The organism is Sphingomonas trueperi (genome assembly GCF_040545965.1).
Taxonomy (GTDB): domain Bacteria; phylum Pseudomonadota; class Alphaproteobacteria; order Sphingomonadales; family Sphingomonadaceae; genus Sphingomonas; species Sphingomonas trueperi_C.
The window spans coordinates 436,062-454,319 of record NZ_JBEPMV010000004.1 but is presented as its reverse complement, the minus strand read 5'-3'; the positions used below and the strand labels follow the sequence as shown (position 1 = coordinate 454,319).

General features: G+C 67.4%; 21 protein-coding genes. 16 read left to right on the top strand and 5 right to left on the bottom strand.

All coding sequences use genetic code 11. The features are described 5' to 3' along the window. Positions 1 to 72: 72 nt before the first annotated feature. The 4 genes from ABIC35_RS13640 to ABIC35_RS13625 are packed head-to-tail and all read right to left on the bottom strand — an operon-like array spanning position 73 to position 4,951. Positions 73 to 1,026: a FecR family protein gene (locus ABIC35_RS13640; protein WP_121072632.1), complete on the bottom strand. Its 954-nt coding sequence runs from the start codon at positions 1,024 to 1,026 to the stop codon at positions 73 to 75. Next, the gene (locus tag ABIC35_RS13635; protein ID WP_354278484.1) at positions 992 to 1,567 is read right to left on the bottom strand and encodes an RNA polymerase sigma factor; all 576 of its coding nucleotides are present in this window, start codon (positions 1,565 to 1,567) and stop codon (positions 992 to 994) included. Before ABIC35_RS13635 ends, ABIC35_RS13640 begins: the two co-directional genes overlap by 35 nt. Positions 1,568 to 1,626: 59 nt before the next feature. After that, positions 1,627 to 4,092, bottom strand: a complete 2,466-nt coding sequence (gene ligD, locus ABIC35_RS13630; protein ID WP_121072628.1) for a DNA ligase D — start codon at positions 4,090 to 4,092, stop codon at positions 1,627 to 1,629. Then, positions 4,085 to 4,951, bottom strand: coding sequence for a Ku protein (locus ABIC35_RS13625; protein ID WP_121072626.1), 867 nt, complete (start codon positions 4,949 to 4,951; stop codon positions 4,085 to 4,087). Before ABIC35_RS13625 ends, ligD begins: the two co-directional genes overlap by 8 nt. A gap of 97 nt (positions 4,952 to 5,048) precedes the next feature. Here ABIC35_RS13625 and pdxH point away from each other — a divergent pair, with 97 nt between their 5' ends. Genes pdxH through cyoD form a run of 9 tightly spaced genes read left to right on the top strand, consistent with a single transcriptional unit; the run spans position 5,049 to position 12,578 of the window. Next, positions 5,049 to 5,627: a pyridoxamine 5'-phosphate oxidase gene (pdxH, locus tag ABIC35_RS13620; RefSeq protein WP_121072624.1), complete on the top strand. Its 579-nt coding sequence runs from the start codon at positions 5,049 to 5,051 to the stop codon at positions 5,625 to 5,627. Further along, entirely contained in the window at positions 5,624 to 6,556 is a 933-nt protein-coding gene (locus ABIC35_RS13615; protein ID WP_121072622.1) for a cation diffusion facilitator family transporter, read from the top strand. Before pdxH ends, ABIC35_RS13615 begins: the two co-directional genes overlap by 4 nt. A gap of 55 nt (positions 6,557 to 6,611) precedes the next feature. Further along, on the top strand, positions 6,612 to 7,781 hold the full coding sequence (locus ABIC35_RS13610; protein WP_121072620.1) for an MFS transporter: 1,170 nt from the start codon (positions 6,612 to 6,614) through the stop codon (positions 7,779 to 7,781). 57 nt (positions 7,782 to 7,838) lie between these two features. Next, a complete protein-coding gene (locus tag ABIC35_RS13605; RefSeq protein WP_121072618.1) occupies positions 7,839 to 8,018 on the top strand; it encodes a hypothetical protein in 180 nt (59 codons plus the stop codon). 23 nt (positions 8,019 to 8,041) lie between these two features. Then, a complete protein-coding gene (locus ABIC35_RS13600) occupies positions 8,042 to 8,653 on the top strand; it encodes a cysteine hydrolase family protein (protein WP_121072616.1) in 612 nt (203 codons plus the stop codon). Beyond that, on the top strand, positions 8,646 to 9,536 hold the full coding sequence (gene cyoA, locus ABIC35_RS13595) for a ubiquinol oxidase subunit II (protein ID WP_121072614.1): 891 nt from the start codon (positions 8,646 to 8,648) through the stop codon (positions 9,534 to 9,536). The genes ABIC35_RS13600 and cyoA overlap by 8 nt, the downstream gene beginning before the upstream one ends. A gap of 2 nt (positions 9,537 to 9,538) precedes the next feature. Then, positions 9,539 to 11,548: a cbb3-type cytochrome c oxidase subunit I gene (locus ABIC35_RS13590; RefSeq protein ID WP_183049268.1), complete on the top strand. Its 2,010-nt coding sequence runs from the start codon at positions 9,539 to 9,541 to the stop codon at positions 11,546 to 11,548. Beyond that, a complete protein-coding gene (gene cyoC, locus ABIC35_RS13585; protein WP_121072610.1) occupies positions 11,545 to 12,192 on the top strand; it encodes a cytochrome o ubiquinol oxidase subunit III in 648 nt (215 codons plus the stop codon). Before ABIC35_RS13590 ends, cyoC begins: the two co-directional genes overlap by 4 nt. Continuing rightward, positions 12,189 to 12,578 carry a cytochrome o ubiquinol oxidase subunit IV gene (gene cyoD, locus ABIC35_RS13580; RefSeq protein WP_121072608.1) on the top strand — a complete coding sequence of 130 codons (390 nt, stop codon included), beginning with the start codon at positions 12,189 to 12,191 and terminating at the stop codon, positions 12,576 to 12,578. The genes cyoC and cyoD overlap by 4 nt, the downstream gene beginning before the upstream one ends. A 9-nt stretch (positions 12,579 to 12,587) precedes the next feature. Here cyoD and ABIC35_RS13575 read toward each other — a convergent pair whose 3' ends face one another. Further along, positions 12,588 to 13,670, bottom strand: a complete 1,083-nt coding sequence (locus ABIC35_RS13575; RefSeq protein WP_121072606.1) for a DUF3667 domain-containing protein — start codon at positions 13,668 to 13,670, stop codon at positions 12,588 to 12,590. A gap of 48 nt (positions 13,671 to 13,718) precedes the next feature. Between ABIC35_RS13575 and ABIC35_RS13570 the strand changes: the two genes are divergently transcribed. Genes ABIC35_RS13570 through ABIC35_RS13540 form a run of 7 tightly spaced genes read left to right on the top strand, consistent with a single transcriptional unit; the run spans position 13,719 to position 18,200 of the window. Continuing rightward, complete coding sequence (locus ABIC35_RS13570) at positions 13,719 to 14,987, top strand: glutamate-5-semialdehyde dehydrogenase (RefSeq protein WP_121072604.1); 1,269 nt, start codon at positions 13,719 to 13,721, stop codon at positions 14,985 to 14,987. Positions 14,988 to 15,018: 31 nt separating this feature from the next. Then, positions 15,019 to 15,282, top strand: a complete 264-nt coding sequence (locus ABIC35_RS13565) for a CopG family ribbon-helix-helix protein (protein WP_121072602.1) — start codon at positions 15,019 to 15,021, stop codon at positions 15,280 to 15,282. Next, the gene (locus tag ABIC35_RS13560) at positions 15,270 to 15,557 is read left to right on the top strand and encodes a type II toxin-antitoxin system RelE/ParE family toxin (RefSeq protein WP_121072600.1); all 288 of its coding nucleotides are present in this window, start codon (positions 15,270 to 15,272) and stop codon (positions 15,555 to 15,557) included. The genes ABIC35_RS13565 and ABIC35_RS13560 overlap by 13 nt, the downstream gene beginning before the upstream one ends. After that, positions 15,554 to 16,213 (top strand): nicotinate-nucleotide adenylyltransferase, encoded by a 660-nt coding sequence (locus ABIC35_RS13555; protein ID WP_121072598.1) that lies wholly within the window; start codon positions 15,554 to 15,556, stop codon positions 16,211 to 16,213. Before ABIC35_RS13560 ends, ABIC35_RS13555 begins: the two co-directional genes overlap by 4 nt. Positions 16,214 to 16,239: 26 nt before the next feature. Next, positions 16,240 to 16,593, top strand: a complete 354-nt coding sequence (gene rsfS / locus ABIC35_RS13550) for a ribosome silencing factor (protein WP_093296138.1) — start codon at positions 16,240 to 16,242, stop codon at positions 16,591 to 16,593. A 24-nt stretch (positions 16,594 to 16,617) separates the two neighbouring features. After that, positions 16,618 to 17,040, top strand: coding sequence for a 23S rRNA (pseudouridine(1915)-N(3))-methyltransferase RlmH (locus tag ABIC35_RS13545; protein WP_121072596.1), 423 nt, complete (start codon positions 16,618 to 16,620; stop codon positions 17,038 to 17,040). Next, the gene (locus ABIC35_RS13540; protein ID WP_121072595.1) at positions 17,040 to 18,200 is read left to right on the top strand and encodes a murein hydrolase activator EnvC family protein; all 1,161 of its coding nucleotides are present in this window, start codon (positions 17,040 to 17,042) and stop codon (positions 18,198 to 18,200) included. The genes ABIC35_RS13545 and ABIC35_RS13540 overlap by 1 nt, the downstream gene beginning before the upstream one ends. The last annotated feature ends 58 nt before the right edge of the window (positions 18,201 to 18,258 follow it).

The window sequence follows — 18,258 nt, the reverse complement described above, 5'->3', positions numbered from 1 at the left end:
CACCCCAAGGCGCCGGAATGGCGCGGTTCTCGATTGCCCGACGGCGGGGGCGGCGATTTCCTTAACCGCGCGCTACTTTTTTCCGGGGGTACCGAGGAGGATCGCGTCCGGGCCGAAACGCGCCTGGGTGCCGAGGCCGATCGCGGCGCTCTGCGCGAAGCCGGCGGGATCGTCGATGCGGAAGGCACCGTACAGCTTCTCGCGAGCAAGCGCCGGGCTGGCGAGCGTGATCTGTAGCTGGTTGTGGCGGTTGAGCTCGGCGACGGCCTCGCCCAGCGTCTCGCCGTCGAGATCGAGCCGGCCGCTGGTCCAGCCGAGCGCGCGTTCGATGCCGGGGGCGTCGACATGCTCGACCTTGGCGGGCGCGGTGCCGTCGATCGCGAAGCGCGCACGCTGGCCCGCGGCGAGGCGCAGTGTGCGCCCGGCGGCGGCGACCTCGACCACGCCTTCGCTCACCAGCACGTCCACCGTGCCGCTGTCGCGATCGGCATCGACCTGGAACACGGTGCCGATATCGGTGATCGTCACCTCGCCGACCGTAACGCGGAACGGTGCTGCGGCATCGTGGCGGACGCGGAACAGCGCCTTGCCGTCATGGAGCGCGACGGTGCGGGCGGTGCTGCCGATGCGGGTGACGAGGTCGCTGCGTGCGTCGACCGCGAGCGAGGAGCCGTCCTGCAGCGCCACCGATCGCACCTCGCCGATGCTGGTGCGGATCGCCTCGCCGCGGGAGGGCAGCAGCAGCGCGGCGGCGACGAGCGCGGCGGCCAGGGTGGCGCTTGCCCCGCCCAGCCACCAGAACCGGCGGGAGCGGGCGGGATCTTCCGCCACCAGCGTTTCGGGCACCGCGGCCCCCAGCATCACCAGCGTCGCCTGCGCCCGCAGCAGCGCGCCGGCATGGGCAGGATCGGCACACAACCAGCGATCGAGGCCGGGCGGGGCGATGTCGGGCGATGCGTCGATACGGGCCGCCCAGCGGGCAGCCTCGTCTTCAAGCCGGGATGCGGTGTCGCCGCGGTTCGCCAACGCCTTGATCTTCCTTCTCGAACCGCTCGGTCCGTACCGCGTGCTGGATGCGCCGCAGCGCCTTCTGCACGTCGTTCTCGACGATGCTTTCACTTACCCCGAGCCGCCGCGCAATCTCTCGTTGCGGCAGCCCTTCGACCCGCTTGAGCGTGAAGATCGTCCGGCACCGCTCGGGCAGATCGGCGAGCAATCGCTCCACCATCCGCACCTGCTCGCGCGCCGCCACCGCCGCTTCCACGCCCAGTTCCTCTGCCTCGACGAGCCACTGCGCGATTTCCGTAATTTCTTCAAAGCGAACCACGCGCGCGCGGCGCAACTGGTCGCGCCAGAGGTTCTTCACCACCTGCATGAAATAGGCGCCGGGCCGATCGACATGGGCGATGCTGTCCATCGCGGCGAAGCGGCAATAGGCTTCCTGGATCAGATCGTCGATGTCGGCTTCGGCAACGCCGGCACGGCGCAGCGCACCGCGCACCTGCGGCTCCTGCGGCACCACATGGCGTGCCACCCAGCGAATGATCTCGGACGAAGCTGTGCGCACGGACCTGCCTTCCCGCAGGCCCGCTAGGCCGGTCGTGCGAAAGTCTCGTGACGAAGCGGTTACAGATCTGGGAGCGTCTGGTCGGCGGTGCCCCAGCCCCGCAGCGCCCGGCTGCCCGCGCGTTCGATCAGCGCGGCGGCGTCCTGAATGGTGAAGGCGTGGGCGCTGTCGATCGTCCTGAGCTCGGTCCAGGTGACCGGGGTTGCAACCGGCGCGTTCGCGCGTGCGCGGGCAACATAGGGGAGCACCGCCGTCGCGCCGCGCTGGTTGCGCAGATAGTCGATGAAGATGCGCCCGACACGATTTGCCTTTTTTAGATTGGCGGTGAAGCGCTCGGGCTCGGCTTGGGCGAGCGCGCGGGCGAAGCGCTCGCAGAAGCTCTTCGCCGCCGGCCATTCCGCCTGCGGCACCAGCGGCACCACCACGTGCACCCCCTTGCCGCCGGAGAGCATCGGCCAGCTGGTGAGCCCGATCTCGGCGAGCTGCTCCTTCAGATGCTCGGCCGCCTTCTTGACCACCTCAAAATCGAGGCCCTCGTCGGGATCGAGGTCGAACACCAGCCGATCGGGCTTCTCGACATCGGCGACGCGCGAGCCCCAGCCATGGAATTCGATCGTGCCCATCTGCACACAGGCGAGCATGCCGTCGGCATCGGAGACGTAAAGATAGGGCTCGGTCGATCCGTCCTTCTCGCGGATGTCGACATGGTGGACCTGCTCGCCGAAGCTGCCGGCATCGTGCTTCTGGAAGAAGCATTGCTTGGCGCGGCCCTGCGGACAGCGGACCAGGCTGATCGGCCGCTCGGCGAGCCAAGGCAGGGCGATGGGGGCGACCGCCGCGTAATAGTCGGCGAGGTCGCCCTTGGTCAGTTTCGATTCGGGAAAGATCACGCGATCGCGGCTGCTGATTTTGATCGAGGACGGCGCGGCGTCGGGGAGCGCGGCCGGCTCCTCGGCGACGACGGCGTCGGCTGTCTTGTCCTCGCGGAGGCCCAGGAAGCTCGCATGGCGGACGACCTTCTCGGCAGTGAACTCGGCAAAGGCGATCTCGGCGACCAACTCGGGCCTCACCCAATGCGCGCCGCGTGCCTCCGGGCGGGGGACCTTCGCGGCAGGCTTCTCGGTGGTGAGGGCGTCTAGGCGTTCGCGCACCGAGAGCAGCGTCTCGGTGTTGAACCCGGTGCCGACCTTGCCGGCATAGACGAGTCCGTCGGGTCCGTTCAGCCCGAGCAGCAGCGACTTGAAGCCGCGACCCTTGGCGCTGGAGGCGGTCCAGCCGAGGATCACGAACTCTTGCCGGTGCGTGCACTTGATCTTGAGCCACGCCTTGCTGCGCGTGCCGCGATAGGGCGCGTCGGCACGCTTCGAGACGACGCCTTCGAAGCCTTCGCGGCACATGCTCTCGAACAGCTTCTCGCCCTGGCCGATGATGTGTTCGGAGAAGCGTATGCGATCGTCGGCGCCGTCGAGCAGCGCGCGCAGCCGTTCCTTGCGGTCGATCTGCGGGAGGGCGGTCAGGTCCTCGCCGCCCTCGGCGAGCAGGTCGAAGGCAAAGCAGAGCAGACCCTCGCCGCCCGCCGAGATCGCCTCCTGCAGCGTGGAGAAATCGGGCTTGTCGCCTTTCATCGCGACGATCTCGCCGTCGATCAGCGCACCCGGCGGCAGGGTGGCGGCCGCCTCGGCGATGCCGGGGAATTTCGCGGTCCAGTCGAGGCCGGAGCGGGTGTAGATCTTGGGCCCACCGTTGCCGGTGGCGATCAGCGCGCGATAGCCGTCATATTTGATCTCGTGGAGCCACTGGTTGCCGGTGGGGACGGTATCGACCAGCGTGGCGAGCTGCGGGGATTGGAAGGGCGGTAGCTTTGATGTGCCCGCTTTCTTTCCGCTTTTCTTGGACGCCGCGACCGCTTTCCCTGGCTTGGCGGCGGGCTTGGAGACCTTGTGGGGCTTCTTCCCCTCGGCAATCTCCTGCATCGTGCGGCCAGTGGTGACGCTGGTCAGCCCAGCCTCGACCAGTTCGTCCGTGGCGCCGGCATGCTCGTCGTTGATCTTGCGGAGCAGCCAGTTCTCGGCCTTTTCCTTGCCGCGGGGTTTCAGCCGGATCAGCAGCCATTCGCCCTGCATCCGCTCGCCGTGCAGCACGAAATGGAGATGGCCCTTCTCCAGATCCTTGGCGCTCTTGCCCGGGATTGGCTCCCAGGTGCCGGTGTCCCACAGCATCACCGTGCCGCCACCATATTCGCCCTTGGGGATGGTCCCCTCGAAATCGGCATAGGAGAGCGGATGGTCTTCTGTGCGCACCGCCAGCCGTTTCTCGTCGGGATCGAGGCTGGGCCCGCGCGTCACCGCCCAGCTCTTCAGCACGCCATCCACTTCCAGCCGGAAGTCCCAGTGCAGCCGGGTCGCGTCATGCTTTTGAACAATGAAGCGGTTGCCGCTGCCCTTGGCGACCTTGCCCGCGGGCTCTGCGGTCTTGGCGAAGTCGCGCTTGGCGTTGTAGCGGGCGAGGCTGTCGGGCTCAGGCACGCTTCTTCGCCGCCGGTTTCTTGGCCGGTGCCTTCTTCGCCGGCGCCTTCGCCTTGGGTGCCGCCTTGGTGTCGCCGGTGTTCAGCGACTTCTTCAGCGCCGCCATCAGGTCCACCACGTTCGATCCGCGGCTCTCTGGCTTGTCCGGATCCTCGAGGATCTTGGCGCCCTTGGCCTTTTTCTTCTTTTCGATCAGGTCGCGCAGCGCATCGACATAGCGATCGTGAAATCCCTTGGGATCGAACTTGCTCGCCTTCTTCTCGATCAGCGTCTGGGCCAGATCGAGCAGCTCGGGGTCCGGCTCGCTGTCCGGGATCTCACGGAAATAGCCCTGCGCCTTCTGCACCTCGTCGGCATAGCGCAGGGTTTCGAGGATCATGCCCCGCCCGCAGGGCTTGAGGCTCACCACATATTCGCGGCCGCGCATCGCGAGCTGGCCGAGCCCCACCTTGCGCGCCCGCCGCAGCGCCTCGCGGAGCACGATGAACGCTTCCTCGGCGAGGTCGTCCGCCGGCACGACGAAATAGGGGCGTTCATAATAGAGCACGTCGATCTCGTCGGCGTCGACGAACTGGGTCAGCTCCAGCGTCTTGCGCGATTCGAGCTTCACCGCGTCTATCTCGTCCTGCTCGAGCAGGACATACTCGCCCTTCTCGACCTCATAACCCTTCACGATCTCGTCCGGCTCGACCGCGCCGACGCCGGGGGCGACCTTCTCGTACTTGATCCGCTGGCCGCTCGGCTCGTGGATCTGGTGGAACGCGATCTGCGCGCCGGACTTGGTGGCGGTGTAGATCTCGACGGGAATCGAAACGAGGGCCAGCCGTATCTGTCCCTGCCAATAGGCGCGCGCGGCCATGCGGAAGTCTCCTCGTTGCAGGCCCGATTCAATTCCCCAAAGTTCAGTCTGTTCCGCCCATCGCAACGGCGGCGTTTAGGCTGTAGAGGCAGACCCCATGAGCACCGATCCCTTCGCGCTTTTCCACACTTGGTACACCGAGGCGCGGTCTACCGAACCCAACGATTCCAACGCGGTGGCGCTGGCCACGGCGGACGCACAGGGGCACCCATCGGTGCGGATGGTGCTGCTCAAGGGTTATGACGAGCGCGGCTTCGTCTTCTACACCAACCGCGAGAGCCGCAAGGCGGGTGATCTTGCCGCCAACCCGCATGTGGCGCTGCTCTTCCACTGGAAGTCGCTGCGCCGCCAGATCCGCATCGAAGGGCCGATCGCCTTCGCCAGCGATGCGGAGTCGGACGCCTATTTCGCCAGCCGCAGCCGCGATTCGCAGCTCGGCGCCTGGGCCTCGGACCAGTCGCGCCCGCTCGACAGCCGCGCCACCTTCGAGGCGCGCTTCGCCGAGGCGCAGGCGCGTTTCGAGGGTCAGCCGGTGCCGCGTCCGCCGCACTGGGGCGGCTATCGCGTGACGCCCGAGCGGATCGAATTCTGGCTCGACCGCGAGCATCGCCTCCACGAGCGCCGGGTGTTTACCCGCGCCGGCGAAGGCTGGGCTGAAGGCATGCTCTACCCATGAGCAATCTCGCCCGCCGCGCGGCGATCGCCAGCGTGTGCAGCGCGCTCTTCCTGGGCGCGCTCAAATCCTATGCAGCGGTGAAGACGGGGTCCGTCGCGGTGCTCGCCAGCCTTGCCGATTCGGGGCTCGACCTCGTCGCGTCGCTGGTGACGCTCGGCGGGGTGCACTGGGCGTCGCAGCCGGCGGACGACGAGCACCGCTTCGGCCATGGCAAGGCCGAGGCGCTGGCGGCACTGTTCCAGGTGGTGATCATCGCCATCTCCGGCTTCGCCATCCTGCTGCGCGCGGTGCAGCGGTTGATGCAGAACCAGCTGAGCGCCGATCCGGAGGCGGGCATCGTCGTCTCGGTGATCGCGATCGTCGTGACGCTTGCGCTCACCCAGTATCAGCGTTCGGTGATCCGCCAGACCGGCTCGATCGCGATCACCACCGACAGCATCCATTACAGCTCGGACCTCTACCTCAACGCCGCGGTGATCGGCGCGCTGGTATGCGAGAGCTATCTCGGCCTCACCGGCGCCGACCCGGTGTTCGGCATTGCCATTGCCTTTTGGCTGCTCTGGGGCGCGTGGCGGGCCTCGGTCGCGGCGATCGACCAGCTGATGGACCGCGAATGGCCCGAGGAGAAGCGCCGCCGCTTCGTCGAGATCGCGGCCACGCATCCCGAGCTCAAGAGCCTGCACGACCTGCGCACCCGCACCAGCGGCAACCGCGATTTCGTGCAGTTCCATGTCGCCATGCGCGCCTGTATGACGATCGCCGAGGCGCATGACGTGGTCGAGCGGCTGGAAGGCGCGCTGGGCGAGGCGTTCCCCGACACCGAAATCCTGATCCATGTCGATCCGGACGGCCATGTCGACGAGCCGGACAACGCGATGGCCGAGACCAATCTGCTGGAGGATGGCGGTCCACAAACCATCGGACAGTAACAACCGGACCAAGCGCTTCCTATCTGTGCGACCCAACGCCCGAGGAGTCGCCGTCTTGCATGCCCCCCAACCTACCGCCCGGCTCGGCCGCGGCCTGACCTTCGCCATGGCGGCGGCGGCGGGCATCGCGGTCGCCAATATCTATTACAACCAGCCGATGCTGGGCATCATCGAGCGCGACCTGCCCGGCCAGCCCGCGGGGCTGGTGCCGACCGCGACCCAGCTCGGCTATGCGGCCGGCCTGTTCCTGCTCGTGCCACTGGGCGACCTGCACGAGCGCAAGCGGCTGATCATCCTCCAGTTCCTGGTGCTGGCGGCGGCGCTGGTCGGCGCGGCACTGGCGCCCGATGCCTGGATGCTGATCGGCGCGTCGCTGCTGGTGGGAGCGGCGGCGAGCGTGGCGCAGCAGATCGTGCCCTTCGCCGCCCACCTCGCTGAGCCGGCGCGGCGCGGGCAGACGGTGGGCACGGTGATGGCCGGGCTGCTCTGCGGAATCCTGCTCAGCCGGACGCTGTCGGGCTTTGTCGGCACGCACTTCGGCTGGCGCGAAATGTTCTGGCTGGGCGTGCCGCTGGCGCTGGGCACCGCGGCGGTAATGGCGTGGCGGCTGCCGCGGAGCGAGCCCGAGGCGACGCTCGGCTATGGCGCGCTGCTCGGATCGCTGGGAAGCCTGTGGCGCGAATTTCCCGCGCTGCGGCTGGCGGCGATCACCCAGGCGCTGCTGTTCGCGGGCTTCACGGCGTTCTGGACCATCCTCGCGCTCTACCTCCAGACGCCGCGCTTCAACCTTGGTGCCGATGTCGCCGGGTTGTTCGGCATCGTTGGTGCGGCAGGCATCCTCGGTGCGCCGCTGGCGGGCCGCATCGCCGACAAGCGCGGCCCGCATTTGGTGGTGCTGATCGGCGCGTTGCTGGCGGTGGCGAGCTGGCTGCTGTTCGGCCTCTGGGTCAGCATCGCCGCGCTGGTGATCGGCGTGGTCGTGCTCGACTTTGCAGTGCAGAGCGCGCTCGTTTCCAACCAGCACATCATCTTCGCGTTGCGGCCCGAGGCGCGGGCGCGGCTCAACACCGTGCTGATGGGCTCGATGTTTCTCGGTGCCTCCGCCGGCTCCGCCACCGCGACGCTGGCCTGGGGGATGGGCGGTTGGACCGGCGTGGCGCTGCTCGGCGGTGGCCTGTCGCTGATTGCTGCACTGCTTCAGGTTATGAATCGCCGGAAAGGCTGAAATCGGACGGAACAGCCGCCGCTGCGTGTCGTTGGCCCGCGCATCAGGAGAAGCGCGATGCCCGATCCCGAAGACCAGACCCGCACCCAGCCCCGCCCCAACCTCTCGACCGAACCGGGCGAGAAAGACGAGGCGGGCGGCACCAGCACGCAGCCGCGGCCCAATATCTCGACCGAGCATCAGCGGGAGGGCGATGCCGCCCATCCCAGCGACACGCTCGATCGCGGCCAGCCCTGACGCGACCGCAAAGGGGCAAGACCGTGGAAGAACCGGAAACGGGCGCCACTGCACCTGCGCGCGATCAGGACGGCGCCACCGCCGCGCTGTTGATCATCGACATGATCAATACCTTCGACTTTGAGGGCGGCGAGGAGCTGCGCGCGCGCGCCGAGGCGATCGCGGGGCCGATCCTCCAGCTGCGTGATGCGTTCGATGCCGCCGATCTGCCGACGGTCTACGTCAACGATAATTTCGGCGAATGGCATTCGGAGAAGTCGCGGCTGATCGAACAGGCGTTCGACGGCGCGCCGGACGGTCTGGCGAAGCTCAAGCCGCGCGACTGCGACTATTTCGTCCTGAAACCCCAATTCTCCGGCTTCTACGCGACCAACCTGCCGGTGCTGCTGCCCAAGCTGGGCGTGCGGCGGCTGGTGCTGACCGGGGTCGCCACCGACATCTGCGTGCTGTTCACCGCCGGCGACGCGCACATGCGCGATTATGCGCTGTGGGTGCCCGAGGACGCGGTGGCGACGCAGGACGACGATCGTGGCCGCTGGGCGCTGGAGATCATCGCGCAGAGCATGGGTGCCGATATCGCCGCCATCAGCCAGCGATCGCCACACGAATGGCTCGCCGAGGCCGAACATGCCTGAGCGCGGCGCGCGTCTTCTCCCGCTGTTGCTGCTGCTCGGCGGCTGCAGCGGTGCGAGCATCCTGCGCCCGGGCGGGCCGATCGGCGCGAACAATCGCACCATCCTGCTCGATTCGCTGGTGATCATGCTGGCGATCGTGGTCCCCACGATGATCGCCACGCTGGTCTTCGCTTGGTGGTTCCGTGCAGGCAACGGCAAGGCCAAGTATCGGCCGGAATTCGTCTATTCGGGGCGGATCGAGCTGATCGTCTGGTCGATTCCGCTGCTGACCATCCTGTTCCTCAGCGGGTTGATCTGGATCGGCAGCCACGCGCTCGATCCTGCCAAGCCGCTCGCGGAAAAGACGCCGCCGCTGGAAGTGCAGGTGGTGTCGCTCGATTGGAAATGGCTGTTCGTCTATCCCGCGCAGGGCATCGCGACGCTGAACGGCGCAGTGGTGCCCGCGGGCGTGCCGATCCGCTTTCGCCTCACCTCGGCCAGCGTGATGAACAGCTTCTTCGTGCCGCGGCTGGGCAGCCAGATCTACACGATGAACGGCATGGCGACGACTCTGCACCTCCAGGCCGACCGGCCCGACAGCTATTACGGCCAAAGCGCGCATTATAGCGGCGACGGCTTTTCGGACATGAACTTCCGGCTGCAGGCGGTGCCGGTCGCGGACTTCACCCGCTGGGTGACCGGCGTGAAGGCGGCGGGCGGCTTGCTCGACGGACCCGCCTATCGCGTGCTCGCCCGCCAGAGCCAGCATGAGCCCGCCAAGCACTGGGGCGCGGTGCAGCCGGGCCTGTTTGACATGATTGTCGCGCAACACCTCCCGCCCGCCCCCGGCCCGAACCAGGGCCGCGATGGCCAACCCCAGATTTCCCTCGGAACGGCGGAGTGACGATGCTCGGTAAGCTCACCTGGTCCGCAATTCCGTTCAGCCAGCCGGTCCCGCTGATCGCCGCGGGCGGGGTGGGCCTCGCGCTGCTCGCGGTGCTCGGCTGGATCACGGTGAAGGGGCATTGGCCCTATCTGGGGAAGGAATGGATCACCTCGGTCGATCACAAGCGGATCGGGGTGATGTACGTGCTGCTCGGCCTCGTCATGCTGCTGCGCGGTTTTGTCGACGCGATCATGATGCGCACCCAGCAGGCGAGCGCAATCGGGCATGCCCAGGGCTATCTGCCGCCCGAGCATTACGACCAGATCTTCTCCGCGCACGGCACGATCATGATCTTCTTCGGCGCGATGCCGGTGGTCATTGGGTTGATGAACTTCGTCGTGCCGCTCCAACTCGGCGTGCGCGACGTCGCCTTCCCCACGCTCAACTCGACGAGCTTCTGGCTCACCGCCTCGGGCGCGCTGCTGGTCAACATGAGCCTGGTGATCGGCGAGTTCGCGCGCACCGGCTGGCTGCCTTATGCCCCTTTGAGCGAGACGACCTACTCGCCCGGCGTCGGCGTCGATTACTATGTCTGGGCGATCCAGATCTCGGGCGTCGGCACGCTGATGTCCGGCATCAATCTGGTGACGACGATCCTCAAGCTGCGTGCACCGGGCATGGGCTATCTGCGGATGCCGATGTTCTGCTGGACCGCGCTCGGCGCCAACATGCTGATCGTCGCGGCCTTCCCGATCCTCACCGCCACGCTCGCGATGCTGACGCTGGACCGCTACCTCGGCTTCCACTTCTTCACCAATGAAGCCGGCGGCAACATGATGATGTTCGTCAACCTCATCTGGGCCTGGGGGCATCCGGAGGTCTACATTCTCATCCTGCCGGCCTTCGGCATCTTCTCCGAGATCTTCTCCACCTTCTCGTCCAAGCCGCTGTTCGGCTATCGCTCGATGGTCGCGGCGACGCTGTTCATCGTCGTGGTGTCCTTCACGGTGTGGCTGCACCATTTCTTCACCATGGGGGCGGGGGCGGACGTCAACGCCGCCTTCGGCATCGCCACCAGCATCATCGCGGTCGGCACCGGGGTGAAGATCTACAACTGGCTGTTCACCATGTATGGCGGCCGCCTGCGCTTCCCGACGCCGATGCTGTGGTCCCTCGCCTTCATGATGACCTTCGTCATCGGCGGCATGACCGGCGTGCTGCTCGCCGTGCCGCCGGCCGACTTCATGCTGCACAACTCGATGTTCCTGGTCGCGCACTTCCACAACGTGATCAACTCGGGCGTGATCTTCGGCGCCTTTGCCGGCATCACCTACTGGTTCCCCAAGGCGTTCGGCTTCCGGCTCGACGAGTTCTGGGGGAAGATGGCCTTCTGGTTCACTCTCGCCGGCTTCCTGATCGTGTTCGGAGCGCTCTATGTGCTGGGCCTGGAGGGGATGACCCGGCGGCTGCAGCATATCGACTTCACCGAATGGGCGCCGTGGCTCTACGTCTCGGTGGTGGGGATCGGGGTGATGATCCTCGGCGTCGCCTCGCAGATCCTCCAGATCGTCGTCAGCATCCGCAATCGCGATCAGTTGCGCGACGAAACCGGCGATCCCTGGGACGGCCGCTCGCTCGAATGGGCGACGAGCTCGCCGCCGCCGGCGTTCAACTTCGCGGTGCTGCCGAAGGTACACGGCGAGGAGCCCTATTGGACGATCAAGCGCCAGGCGATCGAAAGCCAGGGCCTAGCCGACGAGCCCAAGTATGAGGCGATCGAGATGCCGCGCAACAGCGCGACCGGCATCGTCACCGCCTTCTTCGCCACGCTGATCGGCTTCGCGATGATCTGGATGATCTGGTGGCTGGCAGCGCTCGGCTTTGTCGGCGCCTATGCCACCTTCGTCGTCTTCGCCTGGCGTGACCAGGAGGAGAAGGAAATCCCGGTCGAGGAGGTCGCGCGGATCGATCGCGCCCGTCGCGCCGCGCGCCACAAGTGGCTGCAGGAAAATCCGGAGCAGCCGGCATGAGCGCCAAGGCACAGGATCCCTATCGCATCGGCCGCGGCGGCGGGGGCGACAGCAACACCGGCCGCGGCGAAGGTGGCCCGGCGAGCAAGCGCACAACGGTGGGCTATGGCTTCTGGATCTACCTGCTCAGCGACATCATCCTCTTCTCGGGCTTCTTCGCCGCCTATGCGGTGCTCGCCAAGCAGACCGCCGGTGGGCCTTCCCCACACGAACTGTTCGGTCAGGGGCGCGTGGCGATGGAGACGGCGGCGCTGCTCCTCTCCAGCTTCACCTGCGGGCTGGCCGGCGTGGCGGCGGAAAAGCGGAAGCTGCTGCCCGCGCAGCTTTGGCTGCTCGCCACCGGGCTGCTCGGTGCGGTGTTCCTCGGGCTGGAGCTGAGCGAGTTCGCCGAGATGATCGGCAAGGGCGCGGGGCCGCAACGCAGCGCATTCCTGTCGGCCTTTTACGGGCTGGTGGGCTTGCACGGGCTGCACATCGCGGTGGGACTGCTCTGGCTCGGCACGATGATGGCGCAGCTCTGGGTGAAGGGCTTCCAGCCGCAGATCCAGCGCCGGCTGATGTGCTTCAACCTGTTCTGGCACGCGCTCGACATCGTCTGGGTCGGCATCTTCACCATGGTCTATCTGATGGGAGTGGCGCCATGAGCGAGCGCGAAACCGACAGCGGCGATACCGCCCCAGGCGACGAAGCCGCCGAGGGCGAGGAATTCGCCGGCGGCACCAGCGGCTATGTGGTGGGGCTGGGCCTCGCCGCGCTGCTAACCGCGGCGGCGTTCGCGATGATCAACCTGCCTTTAGTCTGGCGGCCCGCGATCCCGATGGCGCTGGTGGTGCTCGCCATCGCGCAGATGGGCATCCACCTCGTCTTCTTCCTCCACGTGACCACCGGGCCGGACAACACCAACAATGTGCTGGCGCTCGCCTTCGGCACGCTGGTCGTGCTGCTGCTGATCGGCGGATCGGTGTGGATCCTGGGGCACCTCGACCACAATATGATGCCGATGGGGCGGCAGATGCACGGGTTTCCGTGATCTGCCGAATCAGCCCATGATGCCGAGCAGCGCGAGGATCAGCAGGAACAGCGTGGCGATGATCGTGATGAACCACAGCAGCACGCCGGTGCGCAGAATCGCCGACCACCAGCGCAGGCCATAGGCTTGTTTCAGCTGGCGGCAGATGTGCACCGGCGGCACCACGAAGGCCAGGGTGGCGAGGATGTTGCTCGAGACATGCACCGCGCTCCCGAGCGTGATGACGATAAACAGCATCGACATCGCCGCGATCGAGTAGGTAACGAACACCGCATGGTCGTACAGCTTGTACTGGCGTTTCCAGAAGAACAGCAGCCACACGAATGGAATCGACAGCGGGATCAGCAGCCATGAGAACTTGTAGATGCTCGATTGGAGCTTGTAGAGCATCAGCGACGGGTTCTTCTGCCACTTCTCGACGCCGTGATCGAGCGTGTACCAGCCGGTATTGACGTGCTTGATGACGTCGTCGTCGCCGGCAACAGCTTCGACCGGTGCGATCTGTGCGGTGGCCGCCTTGATCGCGGCAATCTCGCGATCCGCCTTGGCGATATCCCGGTCCAGCTCGGCGCGATCGCTGTCGTCGGCGGCAAGCTTGTCCCGCTTGGCGACATCCTTGGCGCGTCCCTCCTCGCTATGCTTCAGCGCGCGCTGAAGCGCCGCGGTCGGCCGCGCCGTCGGCGCCTCCAGATCGGTCGGCGTCGAGATGCCCAGGATCTGGAAGATCGCGAACATCGTGAAGATCGAGAACAGGAACATCGCCATCGGCGAGACGAAGCGCGCGCGCTCGCCGGCGATGTAGCGGCGGGTCAGGTCGCCCGGCCGCCAGGCGAGCAGCGGCAGCGTGCGCCACATCTTGCCTTCGAAATGCGCGACGCCGTGGAGCAGCTCGTGCCCGATCGCGCCCAGCGAGCGGTGGACATGCCCCGATTGCCCGCATTCGTGACAATGCGGGCCGATCAGCGCGGTCCCGCAATTCAGGCAGATCGTGCCGTGATGTCCATGCCCATGGCTTTCCCCGGCATGCGGCTCCACCGCACGGCCGAGCATGCCCCCCATCACCAGTTCGCCGGCTGCGTCGAATTCCCCCATGGGCCCTGAGGCTATCAGCTTCGCCACGCGCATGCTAGCATCCGCAGCATGGCCGATATCGACACGCCCGACACCCAGATGCTGATCGCCGACATGGGCCGCCGCGCCCGCGCCGCCGCCACGGTGCTGGCGGCGTTGCCAAGCCCGGCCAAGGCGGAGGGCTTGCGGGCTGCCGCCGCCGCGATCCGCGCATCGCAGGACGCGATTCTCGCCGCCAATGCCGAGGACATGGCCGCCGGCAAGGCGAATGGCCTGTCCGACGCGATGCTCGACCGGCTGCTGCTCGACGCCAAGCGGATCGAGGGCATGGCCGCCGGCATCGAGGCGGTGGCCGGGCTGGAGGATCCGGTTGGCAGCACGCTCGACGAGCGGACCCGGCCCAACGGCCTGGTGCTCAAGCGCGTCCGCGTGCCGATCGGCGTGATCGGCATCATCTACGAGAGCCGTCCCAACGTCACTGCGGACGCTGGCGCCCTGTGCCTGATGTCGGGCAACGCCGCGATCCTGCGCGGCGGTTCGGAAGCGATCCGCAGCAACCGGGCGATCCACGCCGCGCTGGTCCAGGGGCTAACCCAGGCAGGCCTGCCCGCCGACGCGATCCAGCTGGTGCCGGTGACCGATCGCGCCGCGGTCGGCGCGATGCTGACGGCCGAGGGGCTGATCGACATGGTCGTGCCGCGCGGCGGCAAGAGCCTCGTCGCGCGGGTGCAGGCCGAGGCGCGCGTGCCGGTGCTCGCCCATCTCGACGGGATCAACCACAGCTATGTCGATCGCGCCGCCGATCCGGCGATGGCCCAGGCGCTCGCGGTCAACGCCAAGATGCGTCGCACCGGCATCTGCGGCGCGACCGAGACGCTGCTGATCGACCGCGGCTTCTCCGACCCGAAGCCAATCCTCGCGGCGCTGGCCGATGCCGGTTGCGAACTGCGCGGGGATGCCGAAGTGCAGGCACTCGACGCGCGCGTGCAGCCCGCGACCGACGAAGATTGGGACACCGAATATCTCGAGGCGATCCTTTCGGTGAAGCTGGTAGACGGCGTAGCGGGCGCGCTGGCCCACATCGCCGCGCACAGCTCGCACCACACCGACGCGATCATTACCGAGGATGCCGACACGGCGACGCGGTTCCTGAACGGCGTCGACAGCGCGATCGTGATGTGGAACGCCTCCACCCAGTTCGCCGATGGCGGCGAGTTCGGGCTGGGCGCCGAGATCGGCATCTCCACCGGCCGTCTCCACGCCCGCGGGCCCGTGGCGCTGGAGGGGCTCACCACGTATAAGTGGCTGGTGCTCGGTACCGGCCAGGCGCGGCCTTGAAGGCCGGTTTGGCGGAGCGTAGATTGATCCCATGAACAAGCCGGCGCGCATCACTGCAGAACTCTCCGCCGAGACGCTGGCGATGGTGGAAGAACTCGCCGCCTGGCAGGGGCGGAGTGCCGCCGAGTTCGCCGCCGAGGCGATCCAGCGCGTCGCCGAGACGGAAGCGGATTACCGCGCCTTCATCCAGGAAGGTATCGACGCTGCCGATCGAGGAGACGTCGTTCCGCACGCGCAGGTGATGGCGGAACTGGATGCAATGATCGAGCGGCATCGGCAACGATGCGAGAACTAGTTTGGACGACGCCCGCTATCGGTGATCTCCAAGCGATCGACACATGGCTTTCCGAGCATCGATCTCCCGACTTGGCCCGCCGGAGACTGGCGAAGCTTCGTGAGCGTGCTGAGTTTTTGATCGAGTTTCCGCATCTCGGCCGCCCAGGCGATAAGAATGTTCGGATTCTTCGAGCGTTCGATACGCCCTACGTGATCGTGTACCGACTGAAGGGCGAGAAGCTGGAAATCCTCCGCATCCGCCACGAACGTGAAGATTGGCTCGTCATCCGTTGAAACGCATTGGACTTCTCGGGGGCTCGTTCAATCCGGCGCATCGCGGGCATAGGCGGCTGTCGCTCCATGCCCTGCGCGCGCTCGATCTCGACGAAGTGTGGTGGATGGTCTCGCCCGGCAATCCGCTGAAGGACAAGGCCGGCATGGCCCCATTCCAGGCGCGCATGGCCTCGGCGCGAGCGATGGCGCGGCATGCGCCGATCCGCCCCACCGCGATCGAGAAGCGGATGAAGACCCGCTATACCGCCGATACGCTCACCAAGCTGCCCCGGCTCTACCCGAATCACCGCTTCATCTGGCTGATGGGGGCGGACAATCTGGCGCAGTTCCATCGCTGGGAACGGTGGCGGCACATCGCCCGTCAGGTTCCGATTGCGGTTATCGCGCGTCCGGGGTATGACAGGGGCGCCCATGCAAGTCCTGCAATGGGTTGGCTGCGGCGCGCTGTGCGGCCCGCAGGCCAGGCGAAACATTGGACGCGATGGAGATTGCCGGCACTTGTGCTGTTGCGCTTCCGCCCCGATCCGACGTCGGCAACACGCCTTCGGGCTGCCGATCCTGCCTGGCACCGGCGATTCCTCGGCACCTCTCCGGATATGGAAAAGGAAGGGCCGGCGCCGTCTCCACTCACTTTGCACAGACAGTCGCTAGACTAGGAGCAACCTTGGCCACTTCCCCCAATATGCAGCGTTCGAACGACGCCGACAGCGTCGAAGCGCTGCATAGGCTCGTGCTCACCTCGCTGGAGGACGATCAGGCGGTGGAAACCGTCTCGATCCCGCTCGCCGGCAAGAGCAGCATCGCCGATTACATGGTGATCGCATCGGGTCGCTCGACCCGGCAGGTCGCCTCGATGGCGATGAAGCTGGCCGACAAGATCAAGGCCGAGCAGGGCCGCACGCCTCGCGTCGAAGGCCTGCCGGCCGCCGACTGGGTGCTGATCGATGCGGGCGACGTGATCGTCCACCTGTTCCGCCCGGAAGTGCGCAGCTTCTACAATCTCGAGCGGATGTGGTCGTTCGAGGGCCAGGCCTGATCTGATCCCGAAGGTCCGCGCGCAATGCTGCTGCACATCGTCGCGCGCGGCCGGATCGGGCGCAGCCCCGAGGCCGAACTGGTCGACCGCTATCTGAAGCGGGTGACCTGGTGCACGCGCGTCACCGAACTGCCCGATACCGGCGGCAAGATGCCGGTGCTCGCGCCCGGCACCCGCGTGGTGATGCTCGACGAGCTCGGCGAGAACCTGCCCTCCAAGACGCTGGCGACCCGGCTCGGCGCATGGCGTGACGACGGGGTGCGCGAGACGCGCTTCCTGATCGGCGCGGCCGACGGGTTCGACGATGCCGATCGCCAGGCGGCGGACATGCTGCTCAGCTTCGGCAAGGCGACCTGGCCGCACATGATGGCGAGAGCGATGCTCGCCGAGCAGCTGTGGCGCGCGGTCTCTATCCTTGCCAACCATCCCTATCACCGCGAAGGCTGATGGGACCGGCGCGCGGCCTCGGCATCGCGGCGGCGCTGGTCGCGATTGGCGTGACCGGCGTACTCGCCCAGCCGCAGCCCGACGCGACCCAACAGACCGCGCGCGTGGTGACCGACGCCGCGCATGCGGCCCAGGCGGCCGAGCGGCGGGCCGCTGAACTCGACCGCGCTGCCGCCGGCGAACGCGATAGCGAAGCCCGCGCGCGCGCCGAACAGGCGGCGGCAGCGCAGCGGATCAAAGCGGCCGAAGCCGAGCAGGCCGCCGCCGAGGCACGCGTGGCGCTGCTCGATCGGTTGCTCGCCCGCCAGCGCACCACCTTTGCCGAACGCCAGCGGCCCGCGATCGAACTGGTCGCCGCGCTGCAGGCCATGGCCCGGCGCCCGGCGGTGCTGGCGCTGGCCCAGCCGGGATCGGCGCAGGACCTCGTCCATGTCCGCGCGACGCTGGCCAGCCTGTTGCCCGCGATCGAGGCGCGGAGTGCCGGCGTGCGGGCGGACCTGGCGCGCTCGGAGGCACTGCGCGTCGCGGCGAGCAAGGCAGTCGCCGAGCTGCGCACCCGGCGCACCGCACTCGAATCGCGGCGGCTCGCTGCGCTCCAGCTCGAATCCGAACATCGGCTGCGCGCCATGACGCTGGACCGGAATGCGCTGGTGGAATCGGACCGCGCCCTGGCGCTGGGCGAGAAGGCGCGCGACCTTGCCGCCGAGCAGGACCGCAGCCAGAGCGCCGCGCAGGTGCGATCGGACCTGCTCGTCCTGGGCGGCCCGCTGCCCCGCCCCGGCACCGCGGCCGATCGGGTAACCGGCCCCGGACCCTATCGCCTTCCCGTCACCGGCCAGCTCGTCACCGGCTTCGGCGAGATTTCGCCCGCCGGCGTCCGTGCCCGCGGCCCTAGCTTCGCGGTCCAGCCAGGGTCTACCGTCGTTGCGCCCGCCGCCGGCACCATCGCTTATGCCGCGCCGTTCGTCGGCTATGGTCAGGTCGTGATTGTTGACCATGGCAAGGGCTGGACCAGCCTGATTTCGGGCTTTTCCACGCTGGCCGTTCGCCCGGGCGCGAAGGTGACGCAAGGCGCAACGCTCGGTACCGCCGGCCCGCGCATCACGGTCGAACTCCGTCGCCGCGGGCAGCCGCTGGACCTGACCCAATTGCTCGACTGACACCGCGTGCAAATCCCGTTATCCTCGCCTACATTACCAGGGTCGCCCTTCCGGAAAG

Excerpts from the sequence above, each read along its gene's own strand:
- ABIC35_RS13625 (WP_121072626.1), bottom strand. The coding sequence starts at position 4,951 with ATGGCCGCGCGCGCCTATTGGCAGGGACAGATACGGCTGGCCCTCGTT.
- pdxH (WP_121072624.1), top strand. The coding sequence starts at position 5,049 with ATGAGCACCGATCCCTTCGCGCTTTTCCACACTTGGTACACCGAGGCG.
- ABIC35_RS13615 (WP_121072622.1), top strand. The coding sequence starts at position 5,624 with ATGAGCAATCTCGCCCGCCGCGCGGCGATCGCCAGCGTGTGCAGCGCG.
- ABIC35_RS13605 (WP_121072618.1), top strand. The coding sequence starts at position 7,839 with ATGCCCGATCCCGAAGACCAGACCCGCACCCAGCCCCGCCCCAACCTC.
- cyoA (WP_121072614.1), top strand. The coding sequence starts at position 8,646 with ATGCCTGAGCGCGGCGCGCGTCTTCTCCCGCTGTTGCTGCTGCTCGGC.
- ABIC35_RS13590 (WP_183049268.1), top strand. The coding sequence starts at position 9,539 with ATGCTCGGTAAGCTCACCTGGTCCGCAATTCCGTTCAGCCAGCCGGTC.
- cyoC (WP_121072610.1), top strand. The coding sequence starts at position 11,545 with ATGAGCGCCAAGGCACAGGATCCCTATCGCATCGGCCGCGGCGGCGGG.
- cyoD (WP_121072608.1), top strand. The coding sequence starts at position 12,189 with ATGAGCGAGCGCGAAACCGACAGCGGCGATACCGCCCCAGGCGACGAA.
- ABIC35_RS13575 (WP_121072606.1), bottom strand. The coding sequence starts at position 13,670 with ATGGGGGAATTCGACGCAGCCGGCGAACTGGTGATGGGGGGCATGCTC.
- ABIC35_RS13570 (WP_121072604.1), top strand. The coding sequence starts at position 13,719 with ATGGCCGATATCGACACGCCCGACACCCAGATGCTGATCGCCGACATG.
- ABIC35_RS13565 (WP_121072602.1), top strand. The coding sequence starts at position 15,019 with ATGAACAAGCCGGCGCGCATCACTGCAGAACTCTCCGCCGAGACGCTG.
- ABIC35_RS13560 (WP_121072600.1), top strand. The coding sequence starts at position 15,270 with ATGCGAGAACTAGTTTGGACGACGCCCGCTATCGGTGATCTCCAAGCG.
- rsfS (WP_093296138.1), top strand. The coding sequence starts at position 16,240 with ATGCAGCGTTCGAACGACGCCGACAGCGTCGAAGCGCTGCATAGGCTC.
- ABIC35_RS13545 (WP_121072596.1), top strand. The coding sequence starts at position 16,618 with ATGCTGCTGCACATCGTCGCGCGCGGCCGGATCGGGCGCAGCCCCGAG.
- ABIC35_RS13540 (WP_121072595.1), top strand. The coding sequence starts at position 17,040 with ATGGGACCGGCGCGCGGCCTCGGCATCGCGGCGGCGCTGGTCGCGATT.